The organism is Agromyces tardus (assembly GCF_003710805.1).
Classification (GTDB): domain Bacteria; phylum Actinomycetota; class Actinomycetes; order Actinomycetales; family Microbacteriaceae; genus Agromyces; species Agromyces tardus.
Genome location: NZ_RHHB01000003.1, coordinates 41,283 through 59,127 on the forward strand (window position 1 = coordinate 41,283; position 17,845 = coordinate 59,127).

Annotated in this window: 16 protein-coding genes; 6 read left to right on the top strand and 10 right to left on the bottom strand. The window is 74.2% G+C overall.

Features of this window, described 5'->3' with window-relative positions; genetic code table 11:
• Nucleotides 1-4: 4 nt before the first annotated feature.
• A complete protein-coding gene (locus EDM22_RS19955; protein ID WP_245989156.1) occupies nt 5-907 on the bottom strand; it encodes an NTP transferase domain-containing protein in 903 nt (300 codons plus the stop codon).
• The gene (locus EDM22_RS03290) at nt 904-2,157 is read right to left on the bottom strand and encodes a molybdopterin molybdotransferase MoeA (RefSeq protein ID WP_122935639.1); all 1,254 of its coding nucleotides are present in this window, start codon (nt 2,155-2,157) and stop codon (nt 904-906) included. The genes EDM22_RS19955 and EDM22_RS03290 overlap by 4 nt, the downstream gene beginning before the upstream one ends.
• Before the next feature lie 76 nt (nt 2,158-2,233).
• On the opposite strand from EDM22_RS03290, the gene EDM22_RS03295 reads away from it, so the two are divergent.
• The 4 genes from EDM22_RS03295 to EDM22_RS03310 are packed head-to-tail and all read left to right on the top strand — an operon-like array spanning nt 2,234 to nt 4,243.
• Nucleotides 2,234-2,824: a sulfite oxidase-like oxidoreductase gene (locus EDM22_RS03295; RefSeq protein WP_122935640.1), complete on the top strand. Its 591-nt coding sequence runs from the start codon at nt 2,234-2,236 to the stop codon at nt 2,822-2,824.
• Entirely contained in the window at nt 2,821-3,633 is an 813-nt protein-coding gene (locus tag EDM22_RS03300) for a ferredoxin reductase (protein WP_342768491.1), read from the top strand. The genes EDM22_RS03295 and EDM22_RS03300 overlap by 4 nt, the downstream gene beginning before the upstream one ends.
• Nucleotides 3,633-3,896, top strand: coding sequence for a DUF6510 family protein (locus EDM22_RS03305; RefSeq protein WP_122935641.1), 264 nt, complete (start codon nt 3,633-3,635; stop codon nt 3,894-3,896). Before EDM22_RS03300 ends, EDM22_RS03305 begins: the two co-directional genes overlap by 1 nt.
• Nucleotides 3,897-3,946: 50 nt before the next feature.
• Nucleotides 3,947-4,243, top strand: coding sequence for a DUF503 domain-containing protein (locus EDM22_RS03310; protein ID WP_122935642.1), 297 nt, complete (start codon nt 3,947-3,949; stop codon nt 4,241-4,243).
• 57 nt (nt 4,244-4,300) lie between these two features.
• On the opposite strand, the gene hutI is transcribed toward EDM22_RS03310, so the two are convergent.
• From hutI to hutH, 4 genes are all read right to left on the bottom strand, one after another.
• Entirely contained in the window at nt 4,301-5,605 is a 1,305-nt protein-coding gene (gene hutI / locus EDM22_RS03315) for an imidazolonepropionase (protein WP_122935643.1), read from the bottom strand.
• 3 nt (nt 5,606-5,608) lie between these two features.
• Nucleotides 5,609-7,309 (bottom strand): urocanate hydratase, encoded by a 1,701-nt coding sequence (gene hutU / locus EDM22_RS03320; protein WP_122935644.1) that lies wholly within the window; start codon nt 7,307-7,309, stop codon nt 5,609-5,611.
• A 135-nt stretch (nt 7,310-7,444) separates the two neighbouring features.
• The gene (locus EDM22_RS03325; protein ID WP_138708012.1) at nt 7,445-8,881 is read right to left on the bottom strand and encodes a M23 family metallopeptidase; all 1,437 of its coding nucleotides are present in this window, start codon (nt 8,879-8,881) and stop codon (nt 7,445-7,447) included.
• A gap of 229 nt (nt 8,882-9,110) precedes the next feature.
• A complete protein-coding gene (gene hutH, locus EDM22_RS03330) occupies nt 9,111-10,694 on the bottom strand; it encodes a histidine ammonia-lyase (RefSeq protein ID WP_122935646.1) in 1,584 nt (527 codons plus the stop codon).
• A 119-nt stretch (nt 10,695-10,813) separates the two neighbouring features.
• Here hutH and EDM22_RS03335 point away from each other — a divergent pair, with 119 nt between their 5' ends.
• Entirely contained in the window at nt 10,814-11,590 is a 777-nt protein-coding gene (locus EDM22_RS03335) for an IclR family transcriptional regulator (RefSeq protein WP_122935647.1), read from the top strand.
• A 25-nt stretch (nt 11,591-11,615) separates the two neighbouring features.
• Here EDM22_RS03335 and EDM22_RS03340 read toward each other — a convergent pair whose 3' ends face one another.
• From EDM22_RS03340 to EDM22_RS03355, 4 genes are all read right to left on the bottom strand, one after another.
• Nucleotides 11,616-12,200, bottom strand: a complete 585-nt coding sequence (locus tag EDM22_RS03340) for an antibiotic biosynthesis monooxygenase (RefSeq protein WP_122935648.1) — start codon at nt 12,198-12,200, stop codon at nt 11,616-11,618.
• Nucleotides 12,201-12,262: 62 nt separating this feature from the next.
• Nucleotides 12,263-13,273, bottom strand: a complete 1,011-nt coding sequence (locus tag EDM22_RS03345) for an alpha/beta hydrolase (protein WP_122935649.1) — start codon at nt 13,271-13,273, stop codon at nt 12,263-12,265.
• 82 nt (nt 13,274-13,355) lie between these two features.
• Nucleotides 13,356-14,495, bottom strand: coding sequence for a hypothetical protein (locus EDM22_RS03350; RefSeq protein ID WP_122935650.1), 1,140 nt, complete (start codon nt 14,493-14,495; stop codon nt 13,356-13,358).
• Between the two features lie 135 nt (nt 14,496-14,630).
• Nucleotides 14,631-15,170, bottom strand: a complete 540-nt coding sequence (locus EDM22_RS03355) for a GNAT family N-acetyltransferase (RefSeq protein ID WP_170963991.1) — start codon at nt 15,168-15,170, stop codon at nt 14,631-14,633.
• 291 nt (nt 15,171-15,461) lie between these two features.
• Between EDM22_RS03355 and EDM22_RS03360 the strand changes: the two genes are divergently transcribed.
• Nucleotides 15,462-17,777, top strand: coding sequence for a DEAD/DEAH box helicase (locus tag EDM22_RS03360; protein WP_122935652.1), 2,316 nt, complete (start codon nt 15,462-15,464; stop codon nt 17,775-17,777).
• Nucleotides 17,778-17,845 lie beyond the last annotated feature (68 nt).

Here is a 17,845-nt window from a genome sequence, read left to right on the forward strand (position 1 = left end):
CAGCCTACGTGCCGCGCCGGTCGGCGAGGTCGCCGAGGCGGCCGGCCAGCGTCGCGAGATCCTCGGGTCGGCCGGCGCCGACGGCGAGCCCGAGCATGAACGTGGTCACGGGGGCCGCGGGCCGGGCGACGCCGTGCGCGGCGCGGCGCGCCAGGTCGAGCACGGTGCCGATCGGCACGTCGGCGGGGTCGAGGCCGAGCAGCCCGGCTGCTTCTGCGACCCAGCCGTCGAGGTCGTCGGGGCCGGGGCCGGGGCCCTGGGGTTCGGTCATGGTGCCGTCTCCTCTCCGGTGGAGCGCTCGGTCGAGATCGCTCCACGTGTCGATGTCCTGCGTGCTCCCGCCGTCGGGCACGGCGGTGAGGTCGAGGGATGCCGCGAGCCGGCGCATCGCGGCGCCGTCGACGTCGCCGAGCGCGACGAGCGCATGCTCGAGCGCGCGCCGCGAATAGAGGGCGGCCAGCCACTGGGTGCGGCCGGATGCGTCGAGGAGGCAGATGCCGTCGGCGTCGGCGCCGTTGCTGCTGTCGCGTGCCTCGAGCAGGCGGGCGACCGCGTCGGCGACGTCGGGCATGTCGCAGGCGAGCACGAGCACGTCGGCGTCGGCGTCCGGGTCACCGGGGCTGCCCGCGGCACCCAGCGGCAGGGCCGCGAGGCCCGCGGCGAGGGCGGCGACCGGGCCGCCGAACGGCGGGTCCTCGCGCACGACGAGGCAGCCGGGCGCGTCCAGCGACGGCGGGCCCACGACCGCGACGCGCCGCGCTCCAGCCGACCACGTGGCCTCGATCGCCGTCTCGAGGAGGCGTCGGCCGCCGACCACGAGGTCGGGCTTGCTCGCCCCGCCGAGCCGTCCGGCCCGGCCCCCGGCGAGGATGACGGCGTCGAGCCTGCGCTCGTCGGGCGCGCTCACCACAGGATCGCCACCTCGACGAGGTCGCCCGCCGCCACGACCTCGACGTGCTCGGGCACGATCGCGAAGCCGTCGGCCGCCGCGAGGCCTCCCGCGAGATGCGAGCCGGCGCCGCCGGCCGTCGCGGGACGCGCGGTGGTGCGTCCGTCGCGCGAGCCCAGTGCGATCGGCATGTACTGGCGGCGGCCCGCGGGCGAGCACCACCCGACCTCCGCCACGACGTGCCAGCTCGGGCGCCGCACCTGCGCGCGCCCGAGCATCGTGAGCAGTGCGGGGCGCACGAACGCCTCGAACGAGACGGCGACGCTCACGGGGTTGCCCGGCAGGCCGAAGACCGGGGTGCCGCCGGGCAGCGTGCCGAACGCCTGCGGCTTGCCCGGCTGCATCGCGACGCGCGCGAAGGCGACCGTGCCGAACTCGGCGAGCACGTGACGCACGACGTCGTGCGCACCGACGCTCACTCCGCCCGCGAACACGATCGCATCGCACGGCGCCCGCCCGCCGATCCACTCGCGGAGGCGTCGCGGGTCGTCGGGCAGCCGCAGCACCTCGCTCACGGCGCAGCCCGCCTCCGCGACGAGCGACGCGAGCAGCAGCGAGTTCGAGTCGTGGATGAGGCCGCGGCCGAGCGGTGCACCCGGCTCGACGAGCTCGCTTCCCGTCGCGACCACGGCGACCTGCGGCACCGCGGTCACCGGAAGCTCGGCGAGGCCCGCGGCCGCGGCGGCGGCGATGCGCCCGGCGCCCAGCTCCATGCCCGCGGTGAGCACGCGATCGCCGGCGTGCAGGTCCTCGCCGCGGCGGCGGAGGTGCTGGGAGGGTCGCGGAGCCTGGCGGATCGCCACCCGGGTCGTCCCGGCATCCGTGCGTTCGACGGGCACGACGGCGTCGGCGCCCGACGGGATGGGCGCGCCGGTCATGATGCGGGCGGCCTCACCGGGTCCGATCGCGACCTCGGCGGCGGGTCCGGCGGCGAGGTCGGCGACCACGGTGAGCACCACCGGGTGGTCGGTCGAGGCGGCGGCGACGTCCGCCTGTCGCACGGCGTAGCCGTCCATCGCGGAGTTGTCGAACGAGGGCAGGTCCACGAGGGCGTCGACGGATGTCGCGAGCGTCCGGCCTGCGGCATCCGCCAGCCGCACGTGCTCCACCCGGCCCAGCGGGGCGATCCCCGAGAGGATCCCCTCGAGGTGCTCCTGGACCGGGACGAGCGGCTCGACGCCGTCCGGCGCCGCCGGGATCGTCGACATGGCTCCACGGTAGTCCCGCAACCGGTGACATGACGCCCGTGCCTCAGTAGTCTCGAACCCAGCGGAGGGAGACGACATGTCGTTCATCAGCAGGGGCTTCAGCGGGCGCAGTCGCGAGCGGGACGACCGCCTCCCACCGGGGCAGACGCTCGTGCACGACTTCCCCGTGCTGTCGGCAGGGCCGACGCCCGACATCGACACGGCGGACTGGGAGTTCACGATCCGCACCGAGTCGGGCGTGCATCGCTGGAACTGGGACGAGTTCACGTCGCTGAAGATCGACGACGTCGACACCGACATCCACTGCGTGACCCACTGGTCGAAGCTCGGAACCAAGTGGCGCGGGGTCTCGCTCGACACCCTCTTCGAGGACATCGAGACCGAGCAGGACTACGTCATGGCGCACAGCTACGGCGGCTACACGACGAACGTGCCCCTCGACGAACTGCTCGACGGCAAGGCGTGGGTCGCGTTCGAGTACGACGGTGAGCCGCTCGACCCCGAACACGGCGGTCCCGCCCGCCTGCTCGTGCCGCACCTCTACTTCTGGAAGAGCGCGAAGTGGGTGCGCGGGCTCGAGATGATGGACCAGGACGAGCCCGGGTTCTGGGAGCAGAACGGCTACCACATCCACGGCGACCCGTGGAAGGAAGAGCGCTACTGGTGAGCGATCCGTCGACGGCGCAGGCGCCGGCCGCCGGGCTGCCCGGCGGGGCCGACGCCGCCCTGCGTGCGGTGCCCCGCTCGGGCTGGCATGTCGCCACGGTCGCGGCCACGCACCGCGAGACGCCGAACGCGACGCGGCTCGAGCTCGAGGTCGACGGCTGGCCCGGCAACGCGGCCGGCCAGCATCTCGACGTGCGGCTCACTGCGCCCGACGGATACACCGCGACGCGCTCCTACTCGATCGCCTCGTCGGGGCCGGGCACGCGGGTGACGCTCGCCGTCGACAAGCTGCCCGACGGCGAGGTGTCGCCCTACCTCGTCGACGAGGTGCGCGCGGGCGACATGCTCGAGGTGCACGGCCCGCTCGGCGCCTTCTTCGTGTGGTCCCCGGCCGCCGAGAGCGGTGACGCGCGTCCGGTGCAGCTCATCGCGGGCGGATCGGGCGTGGTGCCGCTCTTCGCGATGGCGCACGCGCACGGCCAGGTCGACGATCCCACGCCGTTCCGCCTGCTGTACTCGGTGCGCACGCCCGACGACGTGTACTTCGCCGACGAACTGCGGGCGCTCGCCGAGGCATCCGCACCGCTTCGGCTCGACCTCGTCTACACGAGGCGCACGCCCGACGGATGGCCGACGCCCGCCGGGCGCATCACCCGCGAGCTGCTCGAGCACGCGGTGATCCCCGCGACGGATCGGCCGCGCGTCTACGTGTGCGGCTCGACGGGATTCGTCGAGCTCGTCGCGGACTGGCTCGTCGGCCTCGGGCACGACCCTCGATCGATCCGCACCGAGCGCTACGGAGGCACGTGATGCAGCACGTCGACGGCAACTCACTCGCCGGGCCGCTCGCCGAGTTCCTCGCGTTCGACGTCACGATGGCGACGGCGCGCTGCAACGGATGCGGCGACACCGCCGAGCTCGCGCGAGCGATGGTCTACACGAGCGGGGCGGGAACGGTCGTGCGCTGCCGCTCGTGCGGCCAGGTGCTCGCCACGCTCGTCGAGTCCGGCGACCGCGCATGGATCGGCTTCAGCGGGGTCAGCGCGATCGAGGTGCGGCGGCCGGGTTCGTAGGTTCCGCTGCCGCGGGTGCGACGGCGAGGGGCATCTGCGAGGCTGAGGCCATGTGGATCGGCTGGATCGAGTTCGACCTGCTGCTCGGCGACGTGCACTCGCTCAAGGAGAAGCGTGCGGTGCTGCGACCGGTGATCGCCGAACTGCGACGCGCCACCGAGGCATCCGTCGCCGAGGTCGGCGATCAGGAGCTGCACCGGCGCGCGGCCATCGGCGTCGGCGTCGTCGCGGCGGGCGCAGATCGGGTGACCGAGGTGCTCGATCTCGCCGAGCGGCTCGTCGCCGCGCGGCCGGAGATCACACTGCTCTCCGCCGGGCGACGCCTCCGGCGCAGCGACGACGAGTAGGGGCGCGCCCAGGGCCCAGCGCCCAGCGCCCAGCACCCAGCGTCCTGTCTCCGGCGCTCAGTGTCCGGAGACGAGCGCCCCGCCCTTCCACACGCCCGCGACGAGCGGAACGCCCGGCCGGTAGGCGAGGTGCACGTGGCTCGGCGCGTCGAGCAGCACGAGGTCGGCCGCGGCGCCCGAGCGGATCGCCCCGACATCCGCTCGCCGCAGTGCCGCGGCGCCGCCCGCGGTCGACGCCCACACGGCCTCGGCCGGGGTCATGCCCATGTCGCGCACGGCGACGGCGATGCAGAACGGCATCGAGCTCGTGAAGCTCGACCCGGGATTGCAGTCGCTCGCGAGCGCCACCGTGACGCCCGCGTCGATGAGCCGGCGCGCGTCGGGGTAGGGCTGCCGCGTCGAGAACTCGACGCCCGGCAGCAGGGTCGCGACGGTGTCGGACGCCGCGAGCGCGGCGACATCCGCATCGCTCAGGTACGTGCAATGGTCGACGGATGCCGCGCCGAGCTCCACCGCGAGGCGCACCCCGTCGCCCTCGCCGAGCTGGTTTCCGTGCACGCGCACCCCGAGGCCCGCGGCGCGGCCGGCCTCGAGCACGCGGCGGGACTGCTCGGCCGTGAAGGCGCCCCGCTCGCAGAACGCGTCCACCCAGCGGGCGTGCGGTGCGCACGCGGCCAGCATCTCCCCGATCACGAGGTCGACGTACGCGTCGGCGCCCGTGCCGGGCTCGCGGGAGGCGTCGGCGTACTCGGCCGGCACGACGTGCGCCCCGAGGAACGTGACCTCCTCGGTCACCTCGCGGGCGAGACGCGCGAGGCGCTCCTCGTCGGCGACGCTGAGGCCGTAGCCGGTCTTGACCTCGAAGGTCGTCGTACCCTGCGCGTGCAGCTCGGCCACGAAGCCGGCGAGGCGGGCGCGCAGCTCGTCGTGGGTCGCGGCGCGTGTGGCCGCGACGGTCGAGCGGATGCCGCCCGCCTCGTAGCGGCGGCCCGCCATGCGTGCCGCGAACTCGGCGGCGCGGTCGCCGCCGAACACGAGGTGCGTGTGCGAGTCGACGAAGCCTGGGATGACGGCGCGGCCGCCGGCGTCGACGACGGAGATGTCCGCCGATCGAGTAGCGCCGGGCGAAGCCGGCCGCGTATCGAGATCCCAGGCGTCGGGTCTCGATACGGCGGCTTCGCCGCCTACTCGACCGGCTGCGGAGGCGGCCGGGCCCACCCAGGTGATCCGTCCGTCCTCGAACAGCACCGCGGCGTCGCGCACGATCCCGAGCGGTCCGCCCTCGCGGTCGGGCGCGGGGTCGTTCGTGACGAGCTCGCCGATGTTCGTGACGAGCGTGGCGCCGGCGTTGAGCCGCGGCATCCGTCAGCCCTCGAGCATGGGCACGCGCAGGCCGCGCTCGCGGGCGACCTCAAGCGCCCGGTCGTAGCCCGCGTCGACGTGGCGCATGACGCCGGTGCCGGGGTCGTTCACGAGCACGCGCGCGATCTTCTCGGCGGCGAGGTCGGTGCCGTCGGCGACGGTGACCTGGCCGGCGTGGATCGAGCGGCCGATGCCGACGCCGCCGCCGTGATGGATCGACACCCAGGTCGCGCCCGACGCCGTGTTGAGCAGCGCGTTGAGCAGCGGCCAGTCGGCGATCGCGTCGGAGCCGTCGGCCATGGACTCGGTCTCGCGGTACGGGCTCGCGACCGAACCCGAGTCGAGGTGGTCGCGGCCGATCACGATCGGGGCGCTGAGCTCGCCCGAGGCCACCATCTCGTTGAACTTCAGGCCCGCGAGGTGGCGTTCCTGGTAGCCGAGCCAGCAGATGCGGGCGGGCAGGCCCTCGAAGTGCACCTTCTCGCCCGCCTGCTCGATCCAGCGGCGCAGGTGCGCGTCCTCAGGGAAGAGCTCGAGGATCGCCCGGTCGGTCGCCGCGATGTCGGCCGGGTCGCCCGAGAGCGCAGCCCACCGGAACGGCCCCTTGCCCTCGGCGAAGAGCGGGCGGATGTAGGCCGGCACGAAGCCCGGGAAGTCGAACGCGTGCGCGTAGCCGCCGAGCTCCGCCTCGCGGCGGATCGAGTTGCCGTAGTCGAAGACCTCGGCGCCGACGGCCTGGAAGCCGACCATCGCCTCGACGTGCTTCGCCATCGAGGCGCGCGCGAGCCGGGTGAACTCCTCGGGGTCGGATGCCGCGAGCTCGTGCCACTCGGCGAGCTCGACGCCCTCGGGCAGGTACGAGAGCGGGTCGTGCGCGCTCGTCTGGTCGGTGACGATGTCGATCGGCACCCGGCGCTCGAGGAGCTCGGCGAACACCGTCGCGGCGTTGCCCACGACGCCGACGCTGAGCGCCCGGCGCTCGGCCTTCGCGGCCAGCACGCGCTCGATCGCGGCGTCGAGCGACGGCGCGACCTCGTCGAGGTAGCCGTGCTCGACCCGGCGGTCGAGGCGCGTGGGGTCGACGTCGATGATGAGCACGGCGCCGCCGTTCATCGTGACGGCGAGGGGCTGGGCACCGCCCATGCCGCCGCAGCCCGCGGTGAGGGTGATCGTTCCGGCGAGCGTCGCGTGCGCGGCATCCGCCTCGCTCGCACCGCGCTTCGCGGCGAGCGAGCGCGCCACCGCACCGAAGGTCTCGTACGTGCCCTGCAGGATGCCCTGGGTGCCGATGTAGATCCACGAGCCGGCCGTCATCTGGCCGTACATCGTGAGTCCGAGGTGCTCGAGGCGGCGGAACTCGGGCCACGTCGCCCAGTCGCCCACGAGGTTCGAGTTGGCGATGAGCACGCGCGGCGCCCACTCGTGGGTGCGGAACACGCCGACGGGCTTGCCCGACTGCACGAGCAGCGTCTCGTCGGACTCGAGGCCCTCGAGCGTGCGAACGATGGCGTCGTACGCCTCCCAGTTGCGGGCGGCCTTGCCGGTGCCGCCGTAGACGATGAGGTCCTCGGGGCGTTCGGCGACCTCGGGGTCGAGGTTGTTCATGAGCATGCGGAGCGGCGCCTCGGTCTGCCAGCTCTTCGCAGTGAGTTCGGTGCCGCGCGCGGCGCGAACGGTGCGCTGGGCGGTGGGTGCATCGGTCATGTTCCGATCACACACCCGCGAGCGCTGCCGGACAACGGATGTCGCGTGGCGCGCGTCTGGGATCCCGGACGAGGGGGCGGGGCGCATCGGCGCGGCCGATCCGGTGCGACGCAGTGGCGGCGGACGGACCGCTGCTCAGCCGAGCCGGACGCCGCGGGCGGCCATGAACGGCACGGCGTCGATCGCGGAGCCGTTGATGCGCACTTCGAAGTGCAGGTGGCATCCGGTGGATGCGCCGGTGCTGCCGACAGCGCCGATGAGCTCGCCCGCCGCGACCTGCTGGCCCGGCGTCACGAACGTGCCGCCCTCGCGCAGGTGGGCGTAGCCCGTGGAGACACCGGAGCCGTGGTCGACGAGGATCCAGTTGCCGTAGGTGCCGTTGGGTCGGGCTTCGACGACGGTGCCGCCGGTCGCGGCGAAGACGGCGGTGCCGCATGCTGCGGAGAGGTCGGTGCCGCGGTGGAACTCGTTCACGCCGGGCAGGGGCTTGTCGGGCCGAGGCCCGAAGCCGTCGGTGATGGTGCCGCTGACCGGTGCGGCCCAGCCCTGCTCGCTGAGCTGGCCGGAGTCCTGGGGCAGCGAGTCGACGAGCGCGACGCTCTGCGTGGCCACCCGTGTCTCGAGGCCGCGCAGCTCGGCCCGTGCGGCGTCGACGGCGGCCTCCGCCGCTTGGACGTCGGCCTCGCGCTCGGCGACGGGCACGGCGTCGACGGCGGCCCAGGCGGCGTCGGCGCGCTCCTTCGCGGCGTCGGCCTCGTTCGCACGCTCGTCGGCGATCACGCGCAGCTGGTCGGCCTCGCCGGCGAGCTGCGACATGCGGCTGACCCCGCCGAGGCCGGCGAGCAGGTCGTGTCCGGCGCCGAATGCCGCGGTCATCGAGTTGATGGCGGCCCCGTCGCCGCGGGACGCCGCGATGTAGACCGCTGCCGCGGTCGCTGCCGCGTCGCTCGCATCGGCCGCTTCGGCGTCGAGTCGCTCGGCGAGGGCACGCGCGACCTCGCGGGTCGACTTCGCGTCGGCGAGCGCCGACTCGGCGGTACGCAGGTCGGCGGTGGCGCGATCGAGCTTCGCCCGCAGTCCGACGAGCCGGCTCACGTCGGGGTTGACGGAGTTGGAGATCCGGGCGACCGGTCCGTCGCCGACGAGCACGTACGGTGCGCTGACCAGGCCGGAGGGCGTCGGGCTCGGCGAGGAGGTCGGCGACTGCGTGGGAGTGGGGGTCGGGGTGGCCGTGGGGTCGGGTGTCGGGGTCGGCGTCGGGTCGGGGGTGGGAGTCGGGTCGGGCGTCGGTGTCGGGTCGGGCGTCGGTGTCGGGTCCGGGGTGGGCGTGGGATCCGGGGTGGGCGTGGGATCGGGGGTGGGCGTCGGGTCCGGAGTGGGGGTCGGATCGGTCGTCGGAACCGGATCCGTCGTCGGAGTCGGCTCAGGGGTGGCCGTCGGATCGGCGGTCGTCGTCGTGTCGGTCGTCGTCGTGTCGGTCGTGACCGTCGAGGTGTCGCCGATGATGTCCTCGGCGTACGCGGGAGTGACCGAGCCGATGGAGAAGAGCAGGCTGCCCGTGACCGCCGCCACGGCGAACCCGAGCCGCCGGGCGGTTCGCGCTCGGCGCTCATCGGGTTGGTCGGGTAGGGCTCGGTTCAGGAACATAGGGCTTCCGCGTGGTGCCATCGTCAGCACCGACTCCCCAGTCTTGCACCGCCCGCGGACCCGCCACAACCCGCACGGGGTCACCGGCCCGCCCCTGTTCGGGGGTGCGAACCCGGCGAGCGGCGAGCGGCCGCCGTCGGTTCGATGCGACCCGTCAGTCGAGCTCGGCGACGGATCCCGCGTTCCGCACGACCTCGCCCGACGTGACGAGCCCCACGACGGCCTCGATCTCGGGGGAGAGGAAACGGTCGGGGCCGGGCACGGCGCCCGTCGACGCGACGAGTCGTGCCACCGCGCCGGTGGCCGCGCCCGGCTCGAGCGGGGCCCGCAGCGCCAGCCCGCGCGAGGCCGTCATGACCTCGATCGCGAGCACGCGGGCGAGCCCGTCGATGGCGCGCCGGAGCTTGCGCGCCGCATGCCAGCCCATCGAGACGTGGTCCTCCTGCATCGCCGATGACGGGATCGAGTCGACCGAGGCGGGCACCGCGAGGCGCTTGAGCTCCGACACGATGCCCGCGGCGGTGTACTGGGCGATCATGAGGCCCGAGTCCACCCCCACCTCGTGGGCGAGGAAGGGCGGGAGCCCCTGGTTGCGCGCGCGGTCGAGGAAGCGATCGGTGCGCCGCTCGCTCATCGACGCGACATCCGCCACCGCGATCGCGAGGAAGTCGAGCACGTACGCCACCGGGGCGCCGTGGAAGTTGCCGTTCGACTCGACCCGGCCGTCGAGCGTGAGCACGGGGTTGTCGACGGCGCTCGCGAGCTCGGCATCGGCGACGGATGCCGCGTGGGCGAGCGTGTCGCGTGCGGCGCCGTGCACCTGGGGCGCGCAGCGCAGCGAGTACGCGTCCTGCACGCGCGTGCACTCGGGACCCTTGTGGCTCGCGACGATCGGGGAGCCGGCGAGCAGGCGCCGGAGGTTGCCCGCCGAGACGGCCTGTCCGCGCTGGGGGCGCAGGGCGTGCAGGTCGGCGGCGAACACGGCGTCGGTGCCCATGAGGCCCTCGACGCTCATGGCGGCCGCGACGTCGGCGGTGGTGAGCAGCATCCGCAGGTCGTCGATCGCGAGTGCGAGCATGCCGAGCATGCCGTCGGTGCCGTTGATGAGGGCGAGCCCCTCCTTCTCGCCGAGGCGGAGCGGCGCGATGCCGGCTGCGGCGAGCGCGTCGGCGGCCGACATGAGCTCGCCCGAGGAGCCTCGACCGGTGACGCGCGCCTCGCCCTCGCCGATGGCGACGAGCGCGCAGTGCGACAGCGGGGCGAGGTCGCCCGAGCAGCCGAGCGAACCGTACTCGCGCACGACCGGGGTGATGCCCGCGTTGAGGATGGCCGCGTAGGTCTCGGCGGTCACGCGGCGCACGCCCGTGCGGCCGGTCATCAGGGTCGAGAGGCGCAGCAGCATCAGGGCGCGCACGACCTCGCGCTCGACCTCGGCGCCCGAGCCGGCGGCGTGGGAGCGCACGAGGCTGGCCTGCAGCTGTGCGCGGCGGTCCTCGGCGATGAAGGTGGTGGCGAGCGCGCCGAAGCCCGTCGAGATGCCGTAGTGCGGCTCGGGGTCGGCGGCGAGGCCCTCGATGATCGCGCGGCTCGCGGCGACGCCCTCGAGCGCCGCCTCGTCGAGCACGACGGGCGCGTCGTGGCGGGCGACGGCCACGACCTCGTCGATCGTGAGCGGGCCGGTGCCGACGGTGACGGAGGACGCGACGGTGGCGACGGGGGCGGGCGCGATGGTGCTCATGCCTCCGATTCCACACCCGGCCCACGCGCGCGGGAACGCCCGGGAGTACGCTTGCGTCCGGGATTCCAGACAGCGGGGACGCTCCCGGATGCACCCCGCCGCCCGACGAGGAGGTCGCGATGCCGGAACCGAAGGTGCCCGCGGCCGATCACACGCTGCGCATCCTCACCCATCTCGCGTCGCAGCGCGGTCCGGTGCCCGCCGCCACCATCGCCCACGCGCTCGGGCTCCCGCGCTCGAGCGTCTACCACCTGCTCGCGGTGATGCAGGAGCGCGGCTTCGTCGTGCACCTCCCCGAGGAGCGCCGGTACGGCCTCGGCATCGCGGCGTTCGAGCTCTCGAGCGGATTCAGCCGGCAGCAGCCGCTCACCAGGCTCGGGCGACCGCTCGTCGCGGCCCTCGTCGACCGGCTCGGCGAGTCGGGCCACCTCGCCGTGCTGCACGGCCGCGACGTGCTGTACCTCGTCGAGGAGCGCGCCCCCCGCCGGCCCTCGCTCGTCTCCGACGTCGGGGTGCGCCTGCCCGCGCACCTCACCGCGTCGGGACGGGCGATGCTCGCGGCGCTGCCCCCCGCGCAGCTGCGCGCGCTCTATCCCGACCGCGCGGCGTTCGCCGAGCGGCATCCGGGCGCGACGGATGCCGCGCCCTGGACGTACTCGCGGCTGAAGGCCGACCTCGCGACGGTGCGTGCCGCCGGCGTCGCCGGGGAGCACGGCGAGGTGACCACGGGACTCGCCTCCGTGGGCGCGGCCGTGCTCGACCACCTCGGCTGGCCCGCCGCGGCGATCGCGGTGACGTTCGCCGAGGATGCCGCCGCCGAGCTCGTCGCGGCGGCGACCGCCGCGGTGACGGAGGCCGCGGCCACCCTGTCGAGGCGCATCCGCGGCATCCGCTGACCGCGACGGCGACCGCACAGACCGGTTACACCCGCCGCTCGAGCCAGGGCCGCAGCATCCGCGTCACCCACGGCAGCACCCAGTACGTCATGATCGGCGTGAGCACGAGCGTCGAGGCGAGCACGCGCAGGGCGAGCGGCACGCCGTCCCACGGCGGCACGAGCGACATGAGCAGCGCGAACGCGAGGTTGACCGGGAAGAAGCCGAGCCAGATGGTCACCGCCTGCTTCCAGCGGGGCGGGGCGGCGGGAAGCGGCTCGGCCGCGGCATCCGCCACCGCGGGGATCGACCCCGTGGGCGGCTCGTCGAACCAGCCCTCGATGCCGGTGCGCCGCCGCGATCGCTCGTCGCGCACGAAGCCCCTGCCCATCTCGAGCCACCAGGCCCGCTCGGGCGACTGCTCCCACTCGGCGAGGGTCTGCTCGTTCGAGAAGCGGTACAGCATGTGCCACACGGTCGACCGCTCGCCGGCCCGCACCCACCCCGAGCCGAGGAAGCCCGGGTAGCGGTTCGCGAGATTCACGCCCGTCTGCGCCCACACCGTCGCCTCGGCGACCCGGTCGGGGTCGACCTCGCGGCGGATCGACACGGTGATCGGTTCACTGCCCATGCCTCCATCACAGCGCATGGATGCTGCCGGCGGGTTGCGCCGATGTTGCGGCGACGGCGCGCTCAGCCGAGCTGCGCGTGCAGGAAGGCGGCGATGCGGGCGCGCATGCCCTCGTCGAGGATGCCGATCGAGTGGGCGTCGCCCGGCACGACCGCGAGCTCGACGGGGACCGCCGACGCCCGCAGCGTTGCCGCCAGCCGCTCGGACTGCCCGACGGGCACGACCTCCAGCTCCGCGTGCCCGATGAAGAACGGCGGGTCCGTCGGGTCGACGTGCGCCGTCGCCGAGGCCTCGATCGCCTGCGGGCACGCGAGGTCGTCGCTGCGGGGCTCGCAGCCCAGGTAGTCGCCGACGATGCCGCGCAGCCAGTCGGATGCCGCGTCGGCGTCGAGCTCGCCGAGCCCGAGCCCGACCGGGCCCGACAGCTCGGCCACGGCCGCGACCCGCGACCCCGTGTCGAGCGGACCCTCGCCGAGGGTGCCGAGCAGGGCGGCGAGGTTGCCGCCCGCGGACCCGCCGAACGCGCCGATGCGCGCGGGGTCGATGCCGAAGCGCTCGGCCTGCTCGGGCTCGCGCAGCCACTCGACGGCGCGGGCGACGTCGTCGATCTGCGCGGGGAAGACGGCCTCGGGCACGAGCCGGTAGTTCACGGAGACCCCGACGAAGCCCTCGCTCGCGAGCCACTCGCACACGCCGCGCCAGTCGCTGTTGGCCTTGTCGCCGCGCGCCCAGCTGCCCCCGTGGATCGACACGACCGCGGGGGAGGCGCTCATCCCCGAGGCGGCCGGGCGGCAGACGTCGAGCGTCAGCAGCGTCCCGTCGTCGCTCACGCCGTACTCGAGGTCGGCGTCGACCCGGATGCCCGCGGGCGGTGCGAACGTGCGGATGCCGATGAGCTCCGTGCCCGCGACCTCGCTCACCGCGTCCTCGGCCGTGGGGTCGATCTCGCGCAGCGGCTGGTGGAACGCCGAGACCGCGAACGTCACGCCGAGGGCCGCGGCGATGGCGGCGGCGATCAGCGCGGGCCGACGGCGCCGGCCTCCGTGACCGCCGGAGGGTCGGGTGGGGGTCACGGGGGCTCCGGGTTCAGGGGTGAGGTGATGCTACCCCACGTCACGCCGCCCGCCACCACGGGGGCACGACCACGTCGGGCTGCTAGCCGAGCACCTCGCCGCTCGCGGCGTCGAGGGTGACCGTCGCGTCCTCGTACGGCGAGTCGAGCAGCACCATCACCCGCACCGGACGCGCGCCCGCGTCATCCGCGATGAGGGCCCGCTCGACGATCACGATCACGGAGTCGGGATCGGCGATGCCCGACCGATCGCGCGCCGTCGCGATGTGGTCGGGGATGCGCGAGAAGTCGACCTCGTCCGCGTGGAAGAGCGCGCCGGCCGGATCGTCGGGCTGGATGAGCTCGGGGCCGTGGTGCTCGGTGCGGTCCCATCGGTACTGGTACTCGTCGATCGTGAGCGCACCCGGCGCCGAGGGTGCGGCCGCGAGCGCGTAGCCGTCGTAGAAGCCGATGCGCACGAAGGCGGTGCCGCCGGCCTCCCGCGCGAGAGCGTCGACGATCTGCTGGTGTCGGTCGCCGAGCACCACGCCCGCCGTCTCCGGGTGCCCCGACGCGAACGCCTGCGCCGTGCGGGCGACGCTGTCGTACGCCGGGACGAGCACGAGCGCCGCCGCCGCGAGGAACACCGCGGCACGCAGCACCCACCGCCCGGGCCGCGCAGGCGGCTTCGGCGCGCCACCGAGGGTCTGCGGCTCCGACGCCCACGCCGCCGCCTCGGACGCGAGGGGAACCGTGCGGTCGCTGCCCGTGCGCAGGCGCTCGGCGTCGCGCAGCCGCGCCCAGTCCTCGGGCGGGGCGAGCTCGAGTCGCACGTTCGCCTTCGCGTCGTCGAGTCGCCGCACGACGATGATCGAGCCCGGCTGCACCTGGGCGAGCTCGACGAGGTCGACGATCTGGCGGTGCACGGTCGTGTAGGCCCGCCGATGGCGGGGCGCGACGGTGAGCACGAGCTCGCACTGCGGCTGGTCGTTCACGCTGAAGCCCGTTCGCGTGATCCGCTCGACGCGGGCGAGCGCGAGCTCGCCCGACTGCGGTGCCTCGGCGGATGCCGCGCGCCGCATCCCGCGCGTCATCGAGCCGATGCCGCCGAAGACCGCCACCATCGTCGCGACCGTGAACGCGATGCTCGCGGTGATCGTGTAGAGCGGGTCGCCCGTGACGATCGCCCCGACGAGCGCGCCGGCGGCGACGCCGAATCCGATGGCGGCGATGAGCGCGATCATGCCGTTCCCCTCCCTTGCCTGTGACTCCGAGGATGCCGCGTGCCGGGCTCGGGCGGATGGGTAGGCGTTGCTCAGTCCCGGGTGCAGGGTGCTCAGGTCGCCCGTCGTGTGCTCGGGTCGCGGAGGAAGACGTGCTCAGTCGACGACCGACAGCGGTTCCTCGGCGAGGGAGTCGACCCCGAAGGTCAGGAGCGATTTCGCCATGCACACGCTGGTCGGCGTGCCCACGTAGCGGCCGAACTGCGGGACCCGTCGGTAGCCGTGCTTCGCGTAGAGGGCCTGTGCGGGCAGGTGCAGTGTGCCCGTCTCGAGCACGACCTCGCGGATGCCGCGCGCCGCGGCATCCGTCTCGACCCGTTCGAGCAGCATGCCCGCGATGCCCAGCCCGCGGGCCTCTGCGTCGACGAACATGCGCGCGAGCTCGGCTCGGCCCTCGTCAGGGCCGGCGCCCGTGTCGGTGCCGTCGACGATCGCCGCGATGCCGAGCGCCCGGCCGGTCTCGTCGCGCGCGACGTAGAGCCGCACCCCCGGCTGCTCGAACTGCTGCGCGTCGAGCAGGATCGTCGCCTCGGGCGGGTAGCCCAGCGACTGCGCGTGCCGGGTGCTGTCGGCGAGCAGGCGTTCGACGCCCCGCTCACGGGGCGATTCGACGGCGATCGACAGGGCGGTGCTCACAGCGGGAGCGTACGCGATGTGCGTTACCGACTCGTTACGTTTCAGCCGACCGGATGCCACGTGTCGGAGTATTCACAGCGGGCGTCCGGTATCGTGGTGGGGTCGGTTCTGGACACCGCGTCGTTCGGCGTGGATGGGTTTGTGAGTCCAGGGGCCGGTTCCGAGGCGTCTGGCCTCGGATAGTCACCGTATGTGAACGGCCCCGGTCACCGTAGTTCCGGGTTCTCAGAGTGCTGCGCCAGCGCGCGGCAGCTCTGCCATGTACCCGAGTACAACCCAGGAAAGCCACGAATGCCCAAGAACAAGAAGCCCGCCGGCGGCAACCGCGCCAAGAACTTCGAACCGTCGTACGCGAAGGGCGGCCGCTCCGGTGCCCCGTCGCGCGGCGGCGCCCAGAAGCCCGGCGCCCGCAGCGCGGGCCACCGCGGGTACCGCCCCGAGGAGGCCGAGGCCCCCAAGGCGCGCTGGAGTCGCGAGGAGCGCGTCGCCGCCGGTCGCACGCCCCACCGCGCCGAGCGCGAGGGGCGCGACACGCGTGACCAGGGCGACCGCCCGGCGCGGCCGAGCTACCGCCAGGACCGCCCCACCCGCTCGTACGACCGCGACGACCGCGGCCCCCGTCGCGACCAGGGCGACCGCCCGGCGCGCAGCTTCGACCGTGACGACCGTGCGCCCCGCCGTGACGCTGCCGACCGCCCCGCGCGCTCGTACGACCGCGACGACCGCGGCCCGCGCCGCGACCAGGGCGACCGCCCGGCGCGCAGCTTCGACCGTGACGACCGTGCGCCCCGCCGTGAGGCTGCCGACCGCCCTGCCCGCTCGTACGACCGCGACGACCGCGGCCCGCGCCGCGACGCTGCCGACCGTCCGGCGCGTTCGTACGACCGCGCCGACCGCGCACCCCGTCGCGACGACCGCGCCCCGCGCTCGTTCGACCGCGACGCGCGCCCCGCGCGTTCGTTCGATCGGTCGGACCGCCCCGCGCGATCCTTCGACGACCGCTCGGCGGCCCCCCGTCGCGACCGCGATGAGCGCCCGGCGCGTGCGTTCGATCGCGCCGACCGACCCGCGCGCTCGTTCGACGACCGCGCTCCCCGCCGCGAGTTCGACCGGCCCGGCTTCCAGGAGTCCGGCCGCCGCTCGTCGGACTTCTACCCGGCCAAGGACGCCGGCCACCGCTTCTCGCCCTCCGACGACGTCGTGCTCGAGCGCCTCGAGGCCGACGCCATCCAGGCCGAGGCCGTCGACGGCGTGACCTTCGCCGACCTCGGTCTCGGCGCGAACGTCGTGCGCGTGCTCTCCGAGCTCGGCGCGGAGGCGCCGTTCCCGATCCAGGCCGCCACGATCCCCGTCGTACTCGAGGGCCGCGACGTGCTCGGCCGCGGCAAGACGGGCTCGGGCAAGACCATCGCCTTCGGCGCCCCCACGGTCGAGCGCCTCATGAAGCTCTGGGCCGAGTCCGGCAAGGCCGGCGGCAAGCGCCAGATGGGCCGCAAGCCCCGCGCGCTCATCCTCGCGCCGACCCGCGAGCTCGCCCTGCAGATCGACCGCACCGTGCAGCCCATCGCGCAGAGCGTCGGCCTCTTCACCACGCAGATCTACGGCGGCGTGCCCCAGGGCCGCCAGGTCGGCGCGCTGCAGCGCGGCGTCGACATCGTGATCGGCACCCCCGGCCGCATCGAGGACCTCATCGAACAGGGTCGCCTCGACCTCAGCGAGGTCGCCATCACGGTGCTCGACGAGGCCGACCACATGTGCGACCTCGGCTTCCTCGAGCCCGTGCAGCGCATCCTGCGCCGCACCGCGCGCGGCGGCCAGAAGCTGCTCTTCTCGGCCACCCTCGACAAGGGCGTCGCGACCCTCGTCGACGAGTTCCTCGTCGAGCCCGCCGTGCACGAGGTCGCCGGCGAGGACCAGGCATCGTCGTCGATCGAGCACCGCGTCTTCGTGATCGACAACCGCGACAAGCGCGACATCGTGGCCCAGCTCGCCCAGCGCGACGGCAAGACCCTCGTGTTCTCGCGCACCCGCGCGTTCGCCGAGGACCTCACCGAGCACCTCGAGGACTACGGCATCCGCGCAGTGGCCCTGCACGGCGACCTGAACCAGTCCCGCCGCACGCGCAACCTGCAGCAGCTCACCTCGGGTCGGGTCAGCGTGCTCGTCGCCACGGATGTCGCGGCCCGCGGCATCCACGTCGACGACATCGACCTCGTGATCCAGGCCGACGCGCCCGACGAGTACAAGACCTACCTGCACCGCGCCGGCCGCACCGGCCGCGCCGGCAAGGAGGGTCGCGTCGTCACGCTCATCCCGCGGAACCGCCAGCGTCGCATGATCGACCTGCTCGACCGCGCCGAGATCGAGGTCGACTTCGAGGACGTGCGCCTGGGCGACGAGCTGCTCGTCGACCTGGGCCCGATCGAGACAGGCACCGCGCTCGTCGAGCCGGCGGCCGAGACCGCCGCCGAGGAGACCGAGGCAGCGGCCGGCACCGAGACGATCGAGGTCGTCGAGGTCGAGGTCGACGTCGTGGAGCTCGACGACGCGGAGCTCGAGTTCGTCGAGATCGCGCTCGACGACCAGTCCGAGGAGCGCGCCTCCTAGGGCGGCTCCCCACCCCGCACGCAGCGGCCCGCGTCCAGTGAGGATGCGGGCCGCTGCGGCATCCGGCC